This is a genomic window from Pantoea sp. DY-15, from assembly GCF_019795935.1.
GTDB lineage: Bacteria > Pseudomonadota > Gammaproteobacteria > Enterobacterales > Enterobacteriaceae > Pantoea > Pantoea leporis.
Genome location: NZ_JAIMIF010000003.1, coordinates 20,836 through 41,170 on the forward strand (window position 1 = coordinate 20,836; position 20,335 = coordinate 41,170).

Genomic DNA, 20,335 nt, shown 5'->3' on the forward strand with positions numbered 1-20,335 from the left:
CTTCTCCCGCAAGCGGGAGAAGGAGCCGATCTAGCATAGGTGTTACAGTTGAACGCCACCTAAACATTCCCTCTCCCGCCTGCGGGAGAGGGTTAGGGTGAGGGAAAGCGCGCACTATCTCGCGCCCACAAAAAAGCCCCGCATCAGCGAGGCTCATTGCATCAACGAACACAGGCTTATCGGCGTGAAGATACCAGTAGCGCGCCAAGCACTAAGCCTATCGCCGCGCCGACGCCCACGCCGTGCCACGGCTTGTCGTGGACATAGGCGTCAACCTGCGTACCCGCATCACGTGCCGCTTGCGATACGCGACTCTGTCCGCCGCTCAGTTTGGCACGCGTCTGCTTCAACAGCGCCTGCGCCTGGCTACGAGCATTATCAACTTCGTCTTTAGCTTCACTGCCATAAGATTTAAGTAACGCCTCTAGCGAATCGGCCAGTTCGTTTACATCCTGATTGATATCAATGTCATCGTTTTTTGCGCTTCGATTAAACATTTTTTAGCTCCCTTTGATTTAACACGTAATACTTAGTGTAGACGAAGCGTGATTAAACGCAGGGATGTGCCAGGCTTTAGGGAAAATTCCGAATGCCCATGCCATCTTGCTGCTGTAAGGTTGCGGGGCTGTGAGAAGAGAGGAGCAAGCATGTATTTACGACCAGATGAGGTAGCGCGCGTACTTGAGAAAGTGGGCTTCGAAATGGATACCCAAACGCCAAAAATTTACGGTTATCGTCGCGGCGAAAACTATGTGTACGTCAATCGCGAAGCGCGTATGGGACGGACCGCCTTAATCATTCACCCGACGCTGAAAGAGAAAAGCCAGAGCTTTGCTGAACCGGCTTCAGAGATGAAAACCTGCGATCACTACACGCAATTCCCACTCTATTTAATGGGCGATTCGCAGGAGCATTACGGCATTCCGCACGGCTTCAGCTCGCGCGTTGCGCTTGAGCGTTATCTGCAAGGCGTATTTGGCGCCTGAACTTGCGCCCCGTTTCACGCGGGGCCGCAAACCCTGACTCAATCCTCTCCTTCTGCCCCGTTGCAAATCCGCACGCTGACGCGTATAACCTTGTGTCCATATAGATGTTCAGACGTCCATACGGATAAATATCATGCAAACTCAGGATACGCCTCCACAGGAAAACTTTAAGCGCACCATGAAAGTACGGCATCTGGTGATGCTGTCGCTGGGCGGTGTGATCGGAACCGGGCTGTTCTTCAATACCGGCTACATCATCTCAACCACCGGTGCAGCCGGCACCTTGCTGGCCTATCTGATTGGTGCGCTGGTGGTGTGGTTGGTGATGGTCTGTCTCGGCGAACTGGCCGTAGCGATGCCGGAAACCGGCGCGTTCCACGTCTATGCCGCGCGCTATCTCAGTCCGGCCACCGGTTATACCGTCGCCTGGCTTTACTGGCTCACCTGGACGGTGGCGCTGGGTTCCAGCCTGACCGCCGCCGGGTTCTGTATGCAGTATTGGTTCCCGAGCGTACCGGTGTGGACGTGGTGTCTGGTGTTCTGCATCGCTATTTATCTGCTGAATATCGTCTCAACGCGCTTCTTTGCCGAAGGTGAATTCTGGTTCTCCATCATCAAAGTGATCACCATCATCGCCTTTATCATTCTCGGTGCGGGTGCGATCTTTGGTTTTATCCCGATGAAAGACGGCAGCGCTGCGCCGGGATTACACAATCTCACCGCTTCCGGCTGGCTGCCGCACGGCACGCTGCCGATTCTGATGACCATGGTAGCGGTCAACTTCGCTTTCTCGGGCACGGAATTGATCGGCATCGCTGCCGGTGAAACCGAGCAGCCACAAAAAGCGCTGCCGCTGGCGATCCGCACCACAGTCGCACGGTTGATCATCTTCTTTATCGGCACGGTATTTGTGCTGGCGGCGCTGATCCCGATGGATCAGGCCGGAATCGTCAAAAGCCCGTTTGTGCTGGTGTTTGAAAAGATCGGCATCCCGTACGCGGCGGATATTTTCAACTTCGTGATCCTCACCGCCATTCTCTCCGCCGCCAACTCTGGCCTGTATGCTTCTGGCCGTATGTTGTGGTCGCTGGCTAATGAGAAGACGCTGCCGCGCTGTTTTGCGCGCGTCAACCGTCGTGGCATTCCGGTGCTGGCGCTGACCGTGAGCATGATTGGCGGCTTGCTGGCGCTGTTCTCCAGCGTGATTGCGCCGGACACGGTGTTTGTGGCGCTGTCGGCGATTTCCGGTTTTGCCGTGGTGGCGGTGTGGCTCAGCATCTGCGCCTCGCACTATGTGTTCCGTCGTCGCCATCTGCAGGCGGGCGGCAGCTTACAACAGCTGGCGTATCGCGCGCCGCTCTATCCGCTGACGCCGATTCTGGGCTTCCTGTTATGCCTGCTGGCGTGCGTCGGTCTGGCGTTCGATCCGTCGCAGCGTATTGCGCTGTGGTGCGGCATTCCGTTTGTGCTGTTCTGCTATGCCGCATACCATGTCACGCAACGACGCAAGTCATCCCTTAAGGCTGAGGAGGCCAACGATGTCGCGTAATCCTATCGCGCAGGCTCTAACCCAAACTGACACGCTGATTCTGGATGGCGCGCTGGCGACCGAGCTGGAGGCGCGCGGCTGCAATCTGGCCGATGCGCTGTGGTCGGCCAAAGTGCTGATGGAAAATCCTGAGCTGATTTATCAGGTGCATCACGACTACTTTGCTGCCGGCGCGCATGTGGCGATCACCGCCAGCTACCAAGCCACGCCGCAGGGTTTTGCCGCGCGCGGCTTAGATGAAGCGCAGGCGCTGGCACTGATCACCCAGAGCGTACAGCTGGCGCAGCGCGCGCGTGATGACTATCGCGCATCCTCCGCCAGCACCGCGCCCTTGCTGGTGGCCGGTTCGGTCGGGCCGTATGGCGCTTTTCTGGCCAATGGTGCGGAGTATCGCGGTGATTACGCGCTGCCGGAAGAGGAGATGAAAGCGTTCCACCGTCCGCGCGTGAAGGCGTTGCTGGAAGCGGGTGTCGATCTGCTGGCCTGTGAAACGTTGCCGTCCTTTACCGAAGCGCAGGCGCTGGTGAGTTTACTGGCTGAATTCCCTGCCAGCAGCGCGTGGTTCTCCTTTACCCTGCGCGATGCCGAACACATCAGCGACGGCACGCCGTTGAGTAAAGTGGCTGAGCTGGTGCATGCGGCACCGCAGGTGGTGGCGGTTGGCATCAACTGCGTGGCGCTGGAGAGCGTAACGCCCGCTCTGCGCCGCTTCCAGGCGCTGTGTGATAAGCCGCTGCTGGTCTATCCGAACTCCGGCGAGCAGTACGATGCCAGCAGCAAAACCTGGCACTCCGCGCCGTCGGGCTGCACGCTGCATGACAAATTCGCTGAATGGCAGCAGGCGGGCGCACGTCTGATTGGCGGCTGCTGCCGTACCACGCCGCAGGATATCGCGGCGATTGCTGCTTGTTGTCAACCGCAATAAAGCGCAGAAAATCATCAGTGATAGCGCGATTAAGCACAGAAGGGCAGTTTACACTGTCCTATCTGATGCTGAAGCGGACCTGCTATGAACCTGCGACCTCTTTTTCCGGCCTGTGCGCTGCTGCTGAGCGGCTGCGCCACCATTGTTGGCACTGAAACGCAACCGGTGAAAATCGACTCCCTGCCGCAAGGCGCGCGTTTCACCGTGCAGGATGAGACCGGCCGCGCGGTGGCGCAGGGCTATACACCGCAAACCGTCGAGCTGGCGAAATCGACCGGGAATTACTTTGGTAAGAAGCACTATCAGGTGATGCTGGAGAGTCCGGGCTATGTGCCGCTAACCTTGCCGATCGAGGCCAATGCCAATCTGTGGTATTTGCTGGGCAATATTCCGCTGTTGGGCTTCCCCGGCTGGCTGCTGGTCGATCCCTTCTACGGCGGCATGTACGATCTCAAACCAGAACATCCGCAGCCCAAGCTGAACGTCGTCGGCGCGCGGGGTTGAGGAGTGTTGGTCGCCGGCAATGGCGACCATACGTTTACTGCGCGGTGGGCTTCACCATCGCATGGGCGCTTTTATGCTGCGCCAGATGTTGCTGCTGGAAAATGCACATGCGGATGGTGTTGCGGTATTCGCCGTTGATGAAAAACTCGTGCTTCAGTACGCCTTCCACCTCAAAACCCAGCTTGGTGTAGATGTGCACTGCCTTTTTATTCTCTTCATCGACAATCAGATAGAGTTTGTAGAGATTCAGCACCGAAAAGCCGTAATCCATCGCTAACTTTGCCGCTTTTGTGGCTAAGCCTTTGCCCTGATGTGAAGGATCGATAATGATCTGAAACTCAGCGCGGCGATGCACGTGATTAATCTCGACCAACTCCACCAACCCGGCTTTGTGTCCATCATGCTCCACCACAAAGCGGCGCTCGGTCTGGTCATGGATATGTTTATCATACAGGTCTGAAAGCTCGACAAACGCTTCGTACGGCTCTTCAAACCAGTAACGCATCACGCTGGCGTTGTTATCTAATTGGTGTACAAAGCGTAAATCTTCCCGCTCCAGCGGACGTAACTTAACCGTCATACGGTGTTCCTTGTTGTTGAATGTTGCTCCACGATGCGGCCCTGTGCCATACGCGCTGCGCGATCGCACATGTGATCGATCACATCCGGATCGTGGCTGACCAGCACCATGGTTAAACCATCTTTTTGCTTTAGATCGTTGAGCAGGTTGAGGATCTCGGCCTGCACCGACATGTCCAGCGCCGAGGTCGGCTCATCCAGCAGCAGGATCTTCGGTTCCAGCAGCAGGGCGCGCACAATCGCTACGCGCTGACGCTGACCGCCTGAAAGCTGATGTGGATAGCGATCCGCCAGCGCCGGATCGAGCCCGACATGACGGAACCCGGCATTAATGCGGTCGTCGATGTTATCACGTTTGAGCATTTTCAGCGGTTCCGTCAGCGTACGACGCAGGCGATGGCGCGGATGCAGCGAAGCGTAGGGATCCTGAAACACCATCTGCACATCGCGGCGCAGCTGGCCGGTAAACGCTTTGCCGGGCTGCACGGCGGTGCCCGCCAGCGACATGCTGCCGCTCCAGTGCGGATTCAATCCCGCCAGCACCCACAGCAGCGACGACTTGCCGCAGCCGGAGGGGCCAACCAGACCAAAACATTCACCGGCCGCGACCTGCAGCGACACCTCGTGCACCACGGTGCGCAGCTCGTAACCTTGCTTGTGCGAAACGCTGAGGTTCGCTAACTCAATCATAATTCTTCTCCAGCGCGGCACGATCCAGCACCGGCAAACGCTCGCCGTGCGTGGCTTTACTCGGACGACAGGCCCACAACGTGCTGGTGTAAGGATGGCTGGCGTTGGAGAGTTCGGACGCCGGCAAGGTATCCAGCACGCGGCCCTGATACATCACCATCACACGTTCGCAGTGCTCGGAAACCTGTTGCAGATCGTGGCTGATCAGCAGCAAACCCATGTTGCGCTGTTCAACCAGACGACGAATCAGCGCCAGTACCTGATCGCGCATCGCGTGATCGAGCGCCGACGTAGGTTCATCGGCGATCAGCAGTTCAGGATCGGTGATCAGGGCGATCGCCAGCATCACGCGTTGCCCCATGCCGCCAGAAAGTTGATGCGGATAGCGTTTCATCAGCTGACGCGGGTCGGGCAAGCCCACCGCATCCAGCATCTCGCACACTTTCTCTTTACGTTCAGCGCGGCTCAATTTGTGGTGCAGCACCAGCGGTTCTTCCACCTGCCAGCCAATGGTGCGCGTGGGATTAAGCGCATATTTCGGATCCTGCATCACCATCGCTACTTTGCTGCCGCGCAGTTGAATCCAGTCACGCTCGCGCAGGCTCAACGCATCGGTGCCGACAATCTGCAAACGGTCGGCCTGCAAGTGCAGCGAAGGTGACAGCAAGCCCATCAGCGTGCGCGCGGTGAGTGATTTACCGGAACCGGATTCACCCACCAGCGCCACGCGCTCGCGGCCAATTTGGAAGCCAATGTTATCGACCAGCAGCGCATCATCGCTGCGAATCGTCAGGCCTTGTACATCAATTAACAGATCATTTGGCATGGCGAGTATCCAGTCGGTCACGCAGGCCATCGCCTGTCAGGTTAAACGCCAGGCTGGCGAACAGAATCGCGCCGCCGGGTGCGGCGGCTACCCACCATTGGTCGAAGATCACTTTACTGCCTTCTGCCACCATCGAACCCCATTCGGCGGTAGGCGGTTGCACGCCCATGCCAAGGAAGCCGAGGCCCGCCGCTGAAAGAATGATTCCGCCGAGGCTCAGCGCGGCACGCACCACCGCCGTTGGCATACACAGCGGCAGAATGTGGCCAAACATCAGGCGTAAACCGGTGATGCCCTGCATGCGCGCGGCGGCGAGATAATCACTGCGGCGCAGCGCCAGCGTTTCCGCGCGCGCCTGACGGGCAAACGGCGGCCAGCTGGTGAGCGCCAGCGCCAGTGCGCCATTCATCAAGCCGGGGCCGAGCATGGCGACCAGCGCCAGCGCGATCACCAGATTCGGCAGTGACAGGAAGATATCGGTTATGCGCATCAACACGCGCTCGGTCCAGCCGCCCACGTAACCGGCGGTGATGCCGACCAGCAGGCCAACCGGAATGGTCAGCACCAGAATCAGTGACACCAACAGCAGCGTTGGGCGCGCGCCATAAATTACGCGTGACAGCAGATCGCGGCCAAAGCCATCGGTGCCAAACCAGTGCAGCGCCGATGGCGCCTGCAAACGCTGGGAGATGATCTGCGCATTGGGATCGAAAGGCGCCAGCAATGGCGCGAACAACGCCATCGCCACCACAATCAGCACCAACGTCAGGCCGATGGAAAGCGAGGTCACGCGCGCGCGCCGGCGGCGCGGACGCAGCGTTTCCAGTTCAGAGAGTTGTTGAGTCATCGGGTTCTCGGATCGGTTAACCAGGTCAGGGCATCGGCCAGCGCGTTGAGCAAAATAAAGCAGCTGCCAATTAGCAAGGTCGAGCCGAGAATCGCCGGTACATCGGAGGAAAACAGCGCGTTAGTCATGTAGCGACCAACGCCCGGCCAGGCAAATACCGTTTCGGTCAGTACCGAACCTTCCAGCAGCGTGGCGTAGGAGAGGGCGATAACGGTAATCAGCGTGCCCAGCACGTTGGGGAAAATATGACGCAGTAAAATGCGGCCACGGCTGGCACCTTTCGCACGCGCCAGCACCACATACTCTTTACTGCTCTCTTCCAGCAGCGCCGCGCGCAGCAGGCGCGTGATACCCGCCATCGCCAGCAGGCCGAGAATCACCACCGGCAGCCACAAGTGGGCAATCGCATTGCGGAACATCTCGGGATCGCCGGACATCCAGCTATCAATCAGCACAAAGCCGGTTTTTGGCTCCAGCGTGTAGATCCAGATGTCATCAAGCTGGCCCGGTCCGGCGGACCAGTGCAGCACGGCATAAAACAGCAGCAAACCCAGCAAGCCGAGCCAGAACACCGGCACCGAGTAGCCGAGCAGCGAAACAAAACGCGCCACGTTATCGATGATGCTGCCCGGCTTCCACGCCGCCAGCAGCGCTAAGGTAATGCCGAACACCGCGGCAAAAATCATCGCGCAGGTGGCCAGCTCAATGGTGGCCGGGAAGGTGCGCATCAGGTCGGCGCTGACCGGTTGATTGGTCAGATGCGATAAGCCGAGATCGCCGCGCGCCAAATGGCTGATATAGCGCCAGAACTGCACCAGCACCGGCTGATCAAGACCGAGATCGTGTCGCACCTGCGCGTAGGTGGCTTCGCTGGCGTGATCGCCTGCGATCTGTTGCACCGGATCGACTGGCGAAAGGTGCGACAGCATAAAAGTGAACGCTAACAAACCGACCAACGTCACCAGCAGCGAGAGCAGGCTAGTGACGATGTGGCTAACGCGTTGCCAGAGTGGCCGGGCGAACCCGGCCTGTGAAGCTGACACTGCCATTACTTAGAAACCTGCGAGTAATACACCATGTCCGGGTTGATGCCCTGCACATAGCCTTGCAGATTGTCGCGCAGCGCAATCAGGTTTTTCGCCTGCAAGCCAATCACGTACGGCGAGTTCTTCAGCACTTCACGCTGCATCGCCTGATAGAGTTCGACGCGCTTGTTGTTATCGCTCTCGGCGGTGGCGGCCAGCGTTTGCTTGTTCAGCTCCGGGATGTGCCAGTCAGAACGGTAAGCCACGGTTTTGCTGCCATCTTCCGGGTTGTAAGCGAAGGACGCGGCGTTGGTGTTGGGATCGAAATAGTCTGCGCCCCAGGCGTTCAGGGTGGCTTCATATTTGTGCGCCTTCACGCGGGTCGAGACTTCAGAGCTCAGGCCCGGTTGCACTTCCACTTTCACGCCGCCTTTGGCAAAGCTGCCCTGCAGCGCCTGCGCGATATCGAGGTAAGGCGGCTGGTTGCTGGTGGAGAGCTTGAAGCTGACGTTGGTCAGACCGGCTTTCTTCAGAATCGCTTTGGCTTTCTCAGGATCGTAAGTGTACGGCGTGTCGTTGATTGCGCCGAGGAAGCCTTTCGGCAGGAAGGTCTGATGCACGTCGAACTGGCCTTTCAGCAGGTCGTTAGCGATACCTTTATAGTCGAACAGATATCGAGCGGCTTCCCAGAGCGCCGGGTTCTTCAGCACTGGGTTTTCACCGATGTTGAACTGGATATAGTAGAGCGACGCCATCGGAATCGCTTCGGTCTTCACGCCCGCTTTGCCTTTCAGCGAGGCAATCTGATCCGCGCCGAGGTTACGCGCGATATCCACATCGCCCTGTTCCAGCAGCAGGCGACGCGCAGCCGGTTCCGGTACGTTTTTGATCAGGATGTTTTTCAGCTTCGGTGCGCCCGCTGGCGAAGTTGGGTTCGCGCTTAGCAGAACTGCTTCGTGCAGCACCACTTTACGAATCTGATACGGGCCGCTACCGGCAGAGTGAGTACCGAGCCACGCGTGGCCGAAGTCACCGTTCTTCGCGTTGGCCTGCGCGGTTTTCTCATCAACAATCGAAGAGACCGGCGCGGAGAGCAGGCTGAGCACATACGCCGGGCTGACGTTGGCGCTCCAGCTGATCTGTACGTGGTTGTCATCAACCTTTTTCAGGAAGGTATCGACGTTGTCTTTATTCCAGCCAAGTTGGGTAAGAATAAAGGAGGGATCGAGGTTGAGTTTCACCACGCGACCCAGTGAGAAGATCACATCCTCCGGACGCAGCGGATTGCCGCTGGCGAACTGAGCACCTTTGCGTAGTTCAAACGTCAGGCTGCGATTATCGCTGCCCGCTTGCCAGGACGTGGCCAGCGTTGGCTGCAAATCGGTTGGATTAGTGGGATCGGACTGAACCAGGCGCTGATAAATGTTAGTGAACGCTTGCACCGTGGTGAGTTCGAAGCCCTGCGCAGGGTCGAAGCTGTCGGCATCATCGGTAGACTGGGCAATCACCAGCGTATCTTTCGGCGTCGCTGCCTGAACCGAGAAGGCGGCTACCAGCGATAACGCCAGCAGTGATGGAATAATTTTTTTCATGTTGTTTCCTTGCCTAAAAAAAGTAACGCGAGTTTACGAGAGCGCAGCAGTGAAGAATAGTCAATTTCAGGCTATGCATATGCATTAATGATCTAAGCTGTGGGGTTCAGTTATAAGGCTTGAAAGCGTTATGGGCTGTTGGAGAGGTGCGCATGAATGCGCACCCTACGAAAACCATAATGACTACCCATTTCCCGGTGCGCATAAATTGGCAAAGCCGTCGTAGGGGCGCCATTTATGGCGACCGGAATGCGATATATCAACTTAACTGCAACGGAATATAAATGATCGGTGACTAACCGATAATTAACTTTACTTCGTTACTTCCCGGAATATAATGGCCGCAATTTCAAAGCAGGAGAGTTCAGTTGGACAGTCACCCTTTTAGTAGGCATCACAAGGCAAGCTGACGCGCGAACTTTTTTGTCGCTGCTTGCCAACACGGCGGGCAGCAATCCTCTCTTTACTTGATGATTGTTCCCTTAAAACGACACTGTAACGGGCCAAAGCCCGTGGGGATATCATCATGCACATGATTTTTAACACACTTTTCCCTCCGCCTCGATACGCGCGCTGAACCTCAGCGTGCTGATTTGCGCTGCGCATTAGACAGCTTCTCGCTGTTTGACTACGTGGTGTTTACCTTCGAATTTATTAATTACTCGTTATTTAACGAGCGACTCTTTTCGTCTTTAATTTCCGGGAGGTGATATGGAAATTCCCGACAGGTTATTTTTAATTTAAAAACGCATTGCCGTTAATTTAATTTGTGTGCCTCGCACGCAGGGATTTTTATTGCCGTAATAAAGAGGAATGTCACTATGACTGACATGAAACTCAACCAGGACAAAAAAGCCTGGAACACCACGCGCCAGCCGCGTCAAAAAACACCGCGTTACCTGATTGAAGATGAAGCCGGTTTTACTGCCGACGAAACGCTGGTGCGTCTGCGCAGCGATGCGCTTGGCCTGAGTGAACGTGAAGCCGAGGCGCGCCTGAATGTATATGGCCGTAATCAGGTCGAACACGACAAAGCGCCACCGGCGTTGTTGCAGTTGCTGCAGGCATTCAACAATCCGTTTATCTATGTCCTGATGGCGCTGGCGCTGGTGAGCTTTTTCACTGATTTCTGGCTGCCGCTGCGCAACGGCGAGGAGACCGATCTGACCGGTGTCATCATCATTGTGACGATGGTAACGCTCAGCGGTTTGCTGCGCTTCTGGCAGGAGTTCCGCACCAATAAAGCGGCGCAGGCGCTGAAATCGATGGTGCGCACCACCGCCACGGTGCTGCGTCGTGAGTCAGCGCAGCAAGCGCCGCTCAAACAGGAAGTCGATATCGCCACGCTGGTGCCGGGTGACATCATCTATCTGTCGGCGGGGGATTTGGTGCCAGCCGATGTACGGCTGCTGGATTCACGCGATCTGTTTATCAGCCAGGCGATTTTGACTGGCGAATCGTTACCGGTTGAGAAATATGACGTCACCGGCCACGTCACCAGCAAAAGCAGCGGTGCCAGCGAACAGGGCACATCGCTGCTGGAACTGGGCAGCGTCTGCCTGATGGGCACCAACGTGTCCAGCGGCAGCGCCAAAGCGGTGGTAGTGGCAACCGGCAGCGAAACTTACTTCGGTAGCCTGGCGAAATCGATTGTGGGTAATCGCGCACAAACCGCCTTTGACCGCGGCGTCAACAGCGTGAGCTGGCTGCTGATCCGCTTCATGTTGGTGATGGTACCGGTGGTGTTGCTGATTAATGGCCTAACCAAAGGCGACTGGCTGGATGCTTCACTGTTTGCGCTGGCGGTAGCGGTAGGTTTAACACCGGAAATGTTGCCGATGATCGTCAGCTCCAACCTGGCGAAAGGCGCCATCGCCATGTCGCGGCGTAAAGTGATCGTCAAACGTCTGAATGCGATTCAAAACCTCGGCGCGATGGATATTCTCTGCACCGACAAAACCGGCACGCTGACGCAGGACAACATCATTCTGGAGCATCATCTGGATTGTGCTGGCGTGGAAAACTCACGCGTGCTGATGCTGAGCTGGCTTAACAGCCACTATCAAAGCGGCACGCTGAATCTGATGGATCGCGCCATTTTGCAGTACGGCAAAAACCGCGTCAGCGAAGCGGTAAGCGATACCTATATCAAAGTGGATGAACTGCCGTTTGATTTCATTCGCCGTCGCGTCTCGGTGGTGGTGCGCGATCGTCGTCTCAATCAACAGATGCTGATCTGCAAAGGCGCGGTGGAAGAGATGCTGAGCATCGCGACTGCCGAGCGTGAAGGTAAACTGGTGCAGCCGCTGAACGAAACGCGTCGTGCAGAACTGCTGGCGCTGGCACATCAATACAACGAGCAGGGTTTCCGCGTGCTGCTGGTGGCGAGCCGCGTGCTGGCGGAGCCGGGTTTACAGCAGCCGCTGAGCGTGGCGGATGAGCAAGGCTTAACGGTAGAAGGGCTGCTGACCTTCCTCGATCCACCGAAAGAGAGCGCCGCCAAAGCTATCGGCGCGCTGCGCGACAATGGCGTTAGCGTCAAAGTGCTGACCGGTGATAATCCGGTGGTGACCGCGCGCATTTGCCAGCAGGTTGGCATCGACAGCGGCGCGATCGTCACCGGCGACCAAATTGCCCTGATGAGCGACGAGCAGTTGGCAGACGCCGCCGCACAGAGTGCGGTATTCGCTAAACTCACGCCGCTGCAGAAATCACGCATCCTGCGCGCGCTACAGCAGCAGGGCCACACCGTTGGCTTCCTTGGCGACGGGATTAATGATGCGCCGGCGCTGCGTGATGCCGATGTCGGGATTTCCGTCGATAGCGCGGCGGACATCGCTAAAGAGTCCTCCGATATCATCCTGCTGGAAAAAGATTTGATGGTGCTGGAAGAGGGCGTAATGAAGGGACGCGAAACCTTCGGCAACATCATTAAGTACCTGAACATGACCGCCAGCTCGAACTTCGGCAACGTGTTCTCGGTGTTGGTGGCGAGCGCCTTTATTCCGTTCCTGCCGATGCTGGCGATTCATCTGCTGATTCAGAACCTGATGTACGATCTGTCCCAGCTGGCACTGCCGTGGGACAAAATGGACCGCGAGTTCCTGCGTAAGCCGCGTAAATGGGACGCGCGTAATATCAAACGCTTTATGTTGTGGATTGGGCCAACGTCGTCGATTTTCGATATCACCACTTTTGCGCTGATGTGGTACGTGTTCGCGGCGAATACGCCAGAAATGCAGTCGCTGTTCCAGTCCGGCTGGTTTATTGAAGGCTTGCTGTCGCAAACGCTGGTGGTGCACATGCTGCGCACGCAAAAGATTCCGTTTATCCAGAGCCGTGCGGCGCTGCCGGTGCTGCTGACCACTGCGTGTGTGATGATCGCCGGCATTCTGCTGCCGTTCTCACCGCTGGGCGCGATGGTGGGATTGGTGCCGTTGCCATGGGCTTACTTCCCATGGCTGGTGGCAACGCTGCTCGGGTATTGCGTGGTCGCGCAGGGCATGAAAATGCTCTACATCAAGCGCTTTGGTCAGTGGTTTTAAACACATGGAGGTGAAATGCGTAACCGCAATCTCAATAAGGTGGTGTTTCACCTGATAATGATGATGGTTGTCATGGTGGTGTTAACGCTGGTGTTTCGTTAATGAAAAAAGGGCAGGATTTCCTGCCCTTTTCTTTACTCTTCGTCGGGCTGGTAATACTGCACGCCGATCTCAATGCGCTCGCGGCCGCTAGCTACACGATGGCGATTGCTGTCGCGCAGCGAGTAGATGCAGCCGCAATACTCCTGCTGATAGAAACGTTCGCGCTTGCTGATCTCAATCATGCGTGACGAGCCGCCACCTTTCCGCCAGTTGAACTCCCAATAAAGCATATCGGGATAGTGCGCCGCCGCGCGCACGCCGCAGTCGTTGATCTGCTGCATATTCTTCCAGCGCGAAATACCGAGTGAACTGGTGATCACCGGGAAACCGTTTTCATGTGCATACAGCGCGGTGCGTTCAAAGCGCATGTCGAAACACATGGTGCAGCGCACGCCACGTTCCGGTTCCCACTCCATGCCACGCGCCCGCTCAAACCAATTGTCTTTATCATAATCGGCATCAACAAAGGGCACGCCAAACTGCTCGGCAAAGCGGATATTCTCCTCTTTACGCAGCTCATACTCTTTCAGCGGATGAATGTTTGGGTTGTAGAAGAAGATGGTGTAATCGATGCCGGAAGCCAGCATCGCTTCCATCACTTCGCCCGAGCAGGGCGCACAGCAGGAGTGCAACAGGACTTTATTATGACCGTTGGGTAAGGGCAGCGGCTGGCGAGTAAAGGTGTCAGACATGAGCATTATTGGTTAATGGAGTGTTGGGTAAAGTCTAAGGGGATAGCGTTAAAGATGCAAAGTTGAGGAAAACAGGCAATAAAAAAGGCCGCAAACGCGGCCTCTGGATTGAGCGACGAACGTTATTCAGTCACTTTCTTTTTCAGATCGCTGGCACCTTCTTTGGTTTTATTCCAGCCTTTCTGCGTGCCTTCTTTGGTGGCATCCCAACCTTTCTCAGAACCTTCTTTGGTTTTATTCCAGGCTTTCTGCGTACCTTCGCTGGCTTTGCTGGTCAGGTTATCGCTTTTACCTTCTGCCGCATGCTTCGCTTTCAGCTGCTGCTCTTTACCTTCGTTCTGCGCCTGATGCAGTTTTTCTTTAGCGGTGTTCGCACCGGCCTGCGCGTTAGCGACAGTTTCATCAGTTGCATGTGTGGTCGCGGCAAAAGCCGAAGATGCCATCAGAATGGCTGACAGTGCAATAATGGTCTTTTTCATAATTCCCTCTTTCATGAAATATGTCGTCTCAGGTAATCATCCTGGCATAGGCCGGGATGGAAAGATTTAAGAATAAACCAGGAATGAAAAAGGTCTAGTTTCGCTGGCAAAATCACCAGTAGATAGCATTTTAGGTTGTTGCAGGAAGGGATAAGAGCCACCTGAGCGGTGGCTCTGCAATATTAATCTGCTATCTGTCTGGCGCAGCATAGCAGTGGCGCCACGTGCAACGGTTGCGTACCGAGGTTGGCAATCAGGGATTGAACGTTACGCTGGTAACGTTGTGGAATCCGGGTGGCAATAAATACGCGATAGCCGAGGCGTTTATCGCCAGCCTGCCTGAGCTCTGGAGCCGCCTCTAATCTTCGTCGCGCTCTTTAGCGGCGCGCTGACGATCGTAGAACTCATCTTCGGCGGCGATGATCTCATCCATCAATGAGTTCATATCCACTTCATGCACCTCTTCGACGAAGAGACCGGTGAGCGGCGTTTCTGGCGTCAGCTTTCCATCTTCATATAACTGCCAGATCTCCTTCGCATAGCGCGTTTGCAAAATCTGCGGAGCGTATTGCCCGTAATAGGCGGTGATGTTATTCACATCGCGCTCAAACATCGATTCCGCGTGGTTGTTTGCCGCGGCATCGACAGCTTGTGGCAAGTCGATAATGACCGGTCCGTTGGCATCCTGCAGCACGTTGAATTCCGACAGATCGCCATGAACAATGCCGGCGCACAGCATGCGCACGATATTGCGGATCATGGTATCGAAATCCTTCAGGGCGTTATCTTCAGTCAGGAATACATCGCTCAGGCGTGGCGCAACCAGGCCTTCTGCGTCTGTGACCAGCTCCATCAACAATACGCCGTCGATGCAAATGTAGGGCTGCGGGACGCGCACGCCAGCATTCGCCAGGCGGAATAACGCATCAACTTCCGCGCTTTGCCAGGTCTCTTCTTGCTGCTTGCGCCCGAATTTTGACCCTTTTTGCATCGCACGTGAATTGCGGCTGTTACGGACTTTACGTCCTTCCTGATAATGCACGGCCTGCTTGAAACTTCGTTGTGTGGCGTCCTTGTACACTTTGGCACATTGGATTTTGCCGCCCGTTAACACGGTATAAACGTCAGCTTCTTTGCCGCTTCTTAGTCTTTGTAGTACTTCATCTACCAAGCCATCATCGACGAGAGGCTGGAGTCGGTTTGGGATTTTCATGCGAGTCGCCTTGAAAGAGTCCAGATACAAAAAAGCCCGTAAGGCTTGCGCCATACGGGCTCTTAGGACTTCATCGAATGACTCTGGTAATCATCGATGGAGAATTTTGGTGGGCTGGCGGAATCTGAAAAAGAAATATAAGGTCATAAAAATAAAATGTTTTATTCAATTCAAGTTTCCTTCGTATACCTAAACGTATACCAATTCAGGAAAGTAACTAGTCAATAACTCGAAATTGGACCATCTTATCTCATCAGCGCAATCGCTGATTCAATATACTCTTCATGAGGTTTGAACCTCGACATATGCCGCACACACACAACCGGAACCCGCTGGCTGTGGAATTTAGCATAAAAGGCGTATGTGGTGTAATACCCTTTAGGATGCGAATACTTCAATGTACCAACCTCGCCAAAATGTTTGAGTAACAAACTGGCGGCGGACAATGAAGTTAGCCCATTGCTATAAGCGATGATCACCTCTGGCTTGCAAAGCGGCAGTGTTACATTCTCGAAGAAGCCCATAGAGTTTTTCGCCAGTTGCTCAATGGATAGATTTTGCTTCAATGCTTCCTTATGTATGGATGCTGCATTTTGGGAGCACATCATAAGAGCGTTAGTGTAAACAACGTCCTGCCAATCATAACCAAGCCCTACTGGGATTTGTTGCAACCTCTTCGCGAGGTGAGTTATTCCCCAGGCACCTTCGATTCCGTTCTGAACATTTGAGATGGTGGGGGACTCGAAATCTTTCTGAATGGATTGCGCGTTGGTAATGTGGGCATCTACGAGGGAACCATTGAATCCCATCATTATTACGCGCTTTCGATCTGGAGGAGATGCTAAAAGTTCAAAGGCACTGTCGTAAGGCCTTCCTGGTAAATCGCTTAAGCCAAAGTCTGCTAAACCATCTAAGATGAATTTTTTTGTGGCTTCCATTTGAATCCCTTCGATGAAAATCATCACTTCATAATACGTGAAAAAAGTTTTTTTTGAATTTATCCTTCACAATGTTCACCTTGTATTTTTTACAAATAAAAACAATGGATTAAGTGACGATTAATCCATGAATGGTGAGATTTATCGTTCACCGCTGATGAATCATGGCCGCGAAAAAAACGGCTTTCGCCAGTTCTGGTCAGTCATATTGCTGTTGGATCATCACATTTCGGCAGGCAGTCGCTGATGCTTTCTATCCTAAGGTCAAGATTGGTTTGCATGCCCAGCTTCGTGCGTCGCTTCAAGTTGTGATGCCCGCACTCCCGCACGATGCCCTCAACAGCAAACTAAGCATCTTCATACCTTGCGACTTCTTGTAGCAGCTGACCCCATCAAAGGCAGATATGCGTGATAGAGGTACAGCTTAGGCTGTTAGGGGTCAGTGCTGACGTTCCCCTCATAAAGCGAATTGATTCTGGCAAGGTAAAAAGGTAGCCGCAAAAATCGGCTATCGGATAGGCGCCTCACTTAATGCTTATGAATTTGTCCGCATTCTGCTAGGACTGAGGAATAACTTATGATTAGTGTGGCAAGCTGAAGTTCTGCAAAACTGGCGTGTGTTAACGGCAAGCTCACCACTGATTTTCTCTTTCAGCTGCAAATCGTTCTCGTTTGCTGAGATGATTTATATGAGGCATAGGATAGGAAGGCGGCTCGATACGCTGCCGCTGCGGTTAGTTAAGCGCAGCGGGTATTTGGTAACGGTAAGTATTATCACAGGAATGTACCTTGAATTAATGTCCCTGCACTTCGGATTGACAGACACAACGTCTCTGCCGGTAATAACCTTTAGTACAGCATTGACACCGTTCCATCTCCTGTAAGCGCAAACGTATCAGGGAGAGATCAATCAATTCAGCGCGCTCGCAAATATTCCAGCTTTTCGAAAGATGCAAGCACCACCTCATTCGCTACTGCCATCATGGTAGCGATTTTCGCCATGACTAAAAACGGCGCAGCGATGATGCTGCGCTCCTTCACTTTGCGTCCAGCGGCGCGTCTCAGTCAGTGTAAGAAACAGGCGCATGAGTTTTAGCGTTTCACTTCCTGCCGAGCTTACGTAATCGCCAGTCCGCTTTGTGCCAGAAGCGGACCTTCAGGCAGCAATGTCATCGTTGCGTAATGAAACAGATGACGAATAGTATTTTTTTTACGTAAGGTAAATGCTGATTCCAGAGACAAATAAGGCTGTAAGCATGGGCAGATTTAAGGGTAAACGGATACTGATTACGGGCGGCTCGAGTGGCATGGGGCTGGCAGGCGCTCAGCGTATTGTCACGGAAGGTGGCCATGTAGCCATAACTGGGCTTAATGAAGAAAGACTGGAGCGTGCACGCAGTCTGCTCCCTGCAGCTTCGCTTATTCTGAAGAGTGATGCCGCAAGCGAAGCTGACATACATGGACTGGGTGAGGCTATTAACGACTGGGGTTCACTTGATGGATTATGGCTAAATGGCGGCTTTGCAGAAGTAGGCTCTCCGGAATCTGTAACGGCAGATTCTTTTAATCGTATGATGAACGTTAATGTGCGCGGCCCGATGCTACAGCTGGCAGCCCTCTCCGAATCGCTCAATTCAGGCGCGTCCATTTTGGTAACTTCTTCCTCCTCTGTCTATGAAGGTGCGGCGATGACAAGCCTGTATGCGGCGACGAAAGGTGCCGTTATTGCTATGGTCAAAAGCTGGGCATCTGCGCTGGCCGAACGCGGTATCCGCGCCAACACATTGGTGCCGGGTCCGATTGAAACCAACTTCAGGCACTTTATGCCGGAAGAGTCACGTCAGCAGTTTGAGGATTTTGTGATAAGCCAGGTTCTTTTAGGCCGTGCAGGAACAGCAGAAGAGGCCGCTGCAGTTGCACTTTTCCTCCTGTCCGATGACGCATCCTATGTTACCGGCAGCCAGTATGCTGTAGATGGCGGGCTGATTCATTACTGAAGTTTTTAAGGAGAGTAAATTCATATGGGCATTCCGGATTACCCTTCACAAGATTCCGATAAATGGGCTCAGGTAGATGCCTGGTTTTCTGAAAAGCTAGCCCCTGAAGATTCAGATTTAAAATACGCTCTCGCTTATAACTCAGATCAAGGTTTGCCTACACATGATGTATCCTCTTTGCAGGGAAAATGCTGGCTATTTTCATGCAAATGTCACGTGCCGTTCGTGTTCTTGAAATAAGCACACTTGGGGGGTATAGCACCATATGGATGGCCAAAGCTCTCCCACCTCATGGAAGCATAACGACAATTGAATTCAACGAGCATCATGCAGAAGTGGCCAGCCAGAACATTAATAAAGCGGGGCTGGCTGAGCGCGTCACGCTGCACAAGGGAGCTGCGCTTGAGGTCTTACCCACGCTTGATGCTCCTTTTGACCTGATTTTTATCGATGCCGATAAAGTGAATAACCCCCAATACCTTGAGTGGGCTATCAGACTGTCGAAACCAGGCACTGTTATCGTTGGAGATAACACAGTGCGCGGTGGCAATGTCATCGACTCTGGTAGTGAAGATCCGAACGTTATAGGCCTGAGAAAATTTGTCGAAATGATTTCTGAGGATGAGCGTTTTGAAGCGACGGCAGTATAGACTGTTGGTGAAAAGGGATGGGATGGTTTCGTTATAGCTATCGTTAAGACCCTATGATGCTATTTATCATTCAGGAAAACGCACTTATCTCCAGTGTTAATTCACAATTTCTGAATGATATACACAAAACATTCACCTCCTCACAAAGCGAACATTGTTTATTGCACATGTCCGCTTTGAGCCAGAAGCGGAAGTTATCTTGTGAAGAGAGCTTACAATCAAAATGCTCGATCAGAATTTATGACTTTGAAACTCAGCGTTTAGCCAGTTCGCAAAATTTATAAGTCGTTTTTCGGAATCAGCAAGGTTTCCTCGGGCCCCGGAACTCATTGCCATTAATTCATCCATATCGTTTGCTAAAGAAGGATATCGAGCAATGAACCTGATGCGGTGCTCTTGGAGCGAACCCGGCCAGTCATTGTCCTGTTCACTGCGAAGGATATTGGTTGATCTGACAAGCTTTCTCGCAGCCGAGCGGAGAAATTGCAGCTTTTTGTTTTCATCGGAAGACATTTTCATTTGCGTAATAAGCCTGTTCAGAACCTGCTGGAAGTCACCGTTCACAGCTATCGCAATAGCTTTAGAAGGCTTGAAAGCCTGAAAACGATGGCTCAGGTCCTCTCCATAAACGCAGCGACAATGATGTTTAAGCCAGTATCCCCAGCTGAGTACGTTATCCTGGTTGAGAACCTGTTCCAGCAGACCACAATCAAAATCAATTTTACTGATAATGGAATTATTTTTTTCAAGCTCAGCCTGAATAGCGGCAAGTTGTTCTGTCGTAGTTTGATCGAGTTTATGCCTGAAAATGATTGTCATATCCAAATCAGACTTACCTGCCTCAGCTCTGCCTTCAGCCACGCTGCCATAGACGTAAAGACTGTGTATTAGATCAGGAAAGCAACGGGTCAACTTCCTCACGACACGTTCGAGTACACGCGAGAATGCAGGCTGAATTTCAGGGCATTTTGGCAAAGGAATATCGTTATTATGAAAGACACCCACCCTTGCTCCTTTTGCTGAGTTTATTACAGTAGAGTACTTACTCTCCTGAAACTTTTTGTTCAGACGATTATGCCTCACCGTCCGCTCTTCGCTCATAGCGAACTTTTCAGTGCTCAGAATTAACTCGACAATATCAGATAATTTTTTTTGAATAAAAATCTTTATAAGATCTAAACAGATTGAGCGCGTTT

Annotated in this window: 20 protein-coding genes and 1 pseudogene; 8 read left to right on the forward strand and 13 right to left on the reverse strand. The window is 53.7% G+C overall.

All coding sequences use genetic code 11. The annotated features are described in order from the left end of the window. Positions 1–176: 176 nt before the first annotated feature. The gene (locus K5Y32_RS12720; RefSeq protein ID WP_008101623.1) at positions 177–497 is read right to left on the reverse strand and encodes a DUF883 family protein; all 321 of its coding nucleotides are present in this window, start codon (positions 495–497) and stop codon (positions 177–179) included. A 150-nt stretch (positions 498–647) separates the two neighbouring features. Here K5Y32_RS12720 and K5Y32_RS12725 point away from each other — a divergent pair, with 150 nt between their 5' ends. From K5Y32_RS12725 to K5Y32_RS12740, 4 genes are all read left to right on the forward strand, one after another. Further along, complete coding sequence (locus tag K5Y32_RS12725; RefSeq protein WP_008101622.1) at positions 648–986, forward strand: DUF2002 family protein; 339 nt, start codon at positions 648–650, stop codon at positions 984–986. A gap of 133 nt (positions 987–1,119) precedes the next feature. Beyond that, positions 1,120–2,535: an S-methylmethionine permease gene (mmuP, locus tag K5Y32_RS12730; RefSeq protein ID WP_101763440.1), complete on the forward strand. Its 1,416-nt coding sequence runs from the start codon at positions 1,120–1,122 to the stop codon at positions 2,533–2,535. Beyond that, positions 2,525–3,460, forward strand: a complete 936-nt coding sequence (gene mmuM / locus K5Y32_RS12735) for a homocysteine S-methyltransferase (RefSeq protein WP_210081442.1) — start codon at positions 2,525–2,527, stop codon at positions 3,458–3,460. The genes mmuP and mmuM overlap by 11 nt, the downstream gene beginning before the upstream one ends. Positions 3,461–3,544: 84 nt before the next feature. Continuing rightward, the gene (locus K5Y32_RS12740) at positions 3,545–3,964 is read left to right on the forward strand and encodes a hypothetical protein (protein WP_008101619.1); all 420 of its coding nucleotides are present in this window, start codon (positions 3,545–3,547) and stop codon (positions 3,962–3,964) included. Positions 3,965–3,998: 34 nt separating this feature from the next. Here K5Y32_RS12740 and speG read toward each other — a convergent pair whose 3' ends face one another. Genes speG through K5Y32_RS12770 form a run of 6 tightly spaced genes read right to left on the reverse strand, consistent with a single transcriptional unit; the run spans position 3,999 to position 9,523 of the window. After that, on the reverse strand, positions 3,999–4,544 hold the full coding sequence (gene speG / locus K5Y32_RS12745; protein ID WP_061718042.1) for a spermidine N1-acetyltransferase: 546 nt from the start codon (positions 4,542–4,544) through the stop codon (positions 3,999–4,001). Further along, positions 4,541–5,233 (reverse strand): ABC transporter ATP-binding protein, encoded by a 693-nt coding sequence (locus K5Y32_RS12750; protein ID WP_222184370.1) that lies wholly within the window; start codon positions 5,231–5,233, stop codon positions 4,541–4,543. The genes speG and K5Y32_RS12750 overlap by 4 nt, the downstream gene beginning before the upstream one ends. Next, positions 5,226–6,059, reverse strand: a complete 834-nt coding sequence (locus K5Y32_RS12755; protein WP_061718038.1) for an ABC transporter ATP-binding protein — start codon at positions 6,057–6,059, stop codon at positions 5,226–5,228. The genes K5Y32_RS12750 and K5Y32_RS12755 overlap by 8 nt, the downstream gene beginning before the upstream one ends. Beyond that, positions 6,049–6,906, reverse strand: a complete 858-nt coding sequence (locus K5Y32_RS12760; protein ID WP_101763443.1) for an ABC transporter permease — start codon at positions 6,904–6,906, stop codon at positions 6,049–6,051. The genes K5Y32_RS12755 and K5Y32_RS12760 overlap by 11 nt, the downstream gene beginning before the upstream one ends. Beyond that, positions 6,903–7,955, reverse strand: a complete 1,053-nt coding sequence (locus tag K5Y32_RS12765; RefSeq protein ID WP_222184372.1) for an ABC transporter permease — start codon at positions 7,953–7,955, stop codon at positions 6,903–6,905. Before K5Y32_RS12765 ends, K5Y32_RS12760 begins: the two co-directional genes overlap by 4 nt. Beyond that, complete coding sequence (locus tag K5Y32_RS12770) at positions 7,955–9,523, reverse strand: ABC transporter substrate-binding protein (RefSeq protein WP_222184374.1); 1,569 nt, start codon at positions 9,521–9,523, stop codon at positions 7,955–7,957. The genes K5Y32_RS12765 and K5Y32_RS12770 overlap by 1 nt, the downstream gene beginning before the upstream one ends. Positions 9,524–10,344: 821 nt before the next feature. Here K5Y32_RS12770 and mgtA point away from each other — a divergent pair. Continuing rightward, positions 10,345–13,068 carry a magnesium-translocating P-type ATPase gene (gene mgtA, locus K5Y32_RS12775; protein ID WP_222184376.1) on the forward strand — a complete coding sequence of 908 codons (2,724 nt, stop codon included), beginning with the start codon at positions 10,345–10,347 and terminating at the stop codon, positions 13,066–13,068. A gap of 134 nt (positions 13,069–13,202) precedes the next feature. Here mgtA and K5Y32_RS12780 read toward each other — a convergent pair whose 3' ends face one another. Then, positions 13,203–13,862 (reverse strand): epoxyqueuosine reductase QueH, encoded by a 660-nt coding sequence (locus tag K5Y32_RS12780; protein WP_008101584.1) that lies wholly within the window; start codon positions 13,860–13,862, stop codon positions 13,203–13,205. A gap of 122 nt (positions 13,863–13,984) precedes the next feature. After that, entirely contained in the window at positions 13,985–14,341 is a 357-nt protein-coding gene (locus K5Y32_RS12785; protein WP_110868297.1) for a hypothetical protein, read from the reverse strand. Between the two features lie 224 nt (positions 14,342–14,565). Here K5Y32_RS12785 and K5Y32_RS12790 point away from each other — a divergent pair, with 224 nt between their 5' ends. After that, on the forward strand, positions 14,566–14,703 hold the full coding sequence (locus tag K5Y32_RS12790) for a hypothetical protein (RefSeq protein WP_222184378.1): 138 nt from the start codon (positions 14,566–14,568) through the stop codon (positions 14,701–14,703). Here K5Y32_RS12790 and K5Y32_RS12795 read toward each other — a convergent pair. The 3 genes from K5Y32_RS12795 to K5Y32_RS24910 form a co-directional block, all read right to left on the reverse strand. Further along, complete coding sequence (locus K5Y32_RS12795; protein ID WP_222184379.1) at positions 14,700–15,554, reverse strand: PA4780 family RIO1-like protein kinase; 855 nt, start codon at positions 15,552–15,554, stop codon at positions 14,700–14,702. The two genes, K5Y32_RS12790 and K5Y32_RS12795, sit on opposite strands and share 4 nt — an antisense overlap. A gap of 245 nt (positions 15,555–15,799) precedes the next feature. Further along, positions 15,800–16,492: a hypothetical protein gene (locus K5Y32_RS12800; protein WP_222184380.1), complete on the reverse strand. Its 693-nt coding sequence runs from the start codon at positions 16,490–16,492 to the stop codon at positions 15,800–15,802. Positions 16,493–17,407: 915 nt separating this feature from the next. Continuing rightward, positions 17,408–17,533 (reverse strand): hypothetical protein, encoded by a 126-nt coding sequence (locus tag K5Y32_RS24910; RefSeq protein ID WP_255602631.1) that lies wholly within the window; start codon positions 17,531–17,533, stop codon positions 17,408–17,410. 215 nt (positions 17,534–17,748) lie between these two features. Between K5Y32_RS24910 and K5Y32_RS12805 the strand changes: the two genes are divergently transcribed. Continuing rightward, positions 17,749–18,489 carry an SDR family oxidoreductase gene (locus tag K5Y32_RS12805; protein ID WP_222184883.1) on the forward strand — a complete coding sequence of 247 codons (741 nt, stop codon included), beginning with the start codon at positions 17,749–17,751 and terminating at the stop codon, positions 18,487–18,489. 24 nt (positions 18,490–18,513) lie between these two features. Further along, a pseudogene (locus tag K5Y32_RS12810) lies at positions 18,514–19,139 on the forward strand (O-methyltransferase). A 231-nt stretch (positions 19,140–19,370) separates the two neighbouring features. Here K5Y32_RS12810 and K5Y32_RS12815 read toward each other — a convergent pair. Continuing rightward, entirely contained in the window at positions 19,371–20,240 is an 870-nt protein-coding gene (locus K5Y32_RS12815; protein WP_255602633.1) for a nucleotidyltransferase domain-containing protein, read from the reverse strand. Between the last annotated feature and the right edge of the window lie 95 nt (positions 20,241–20,335).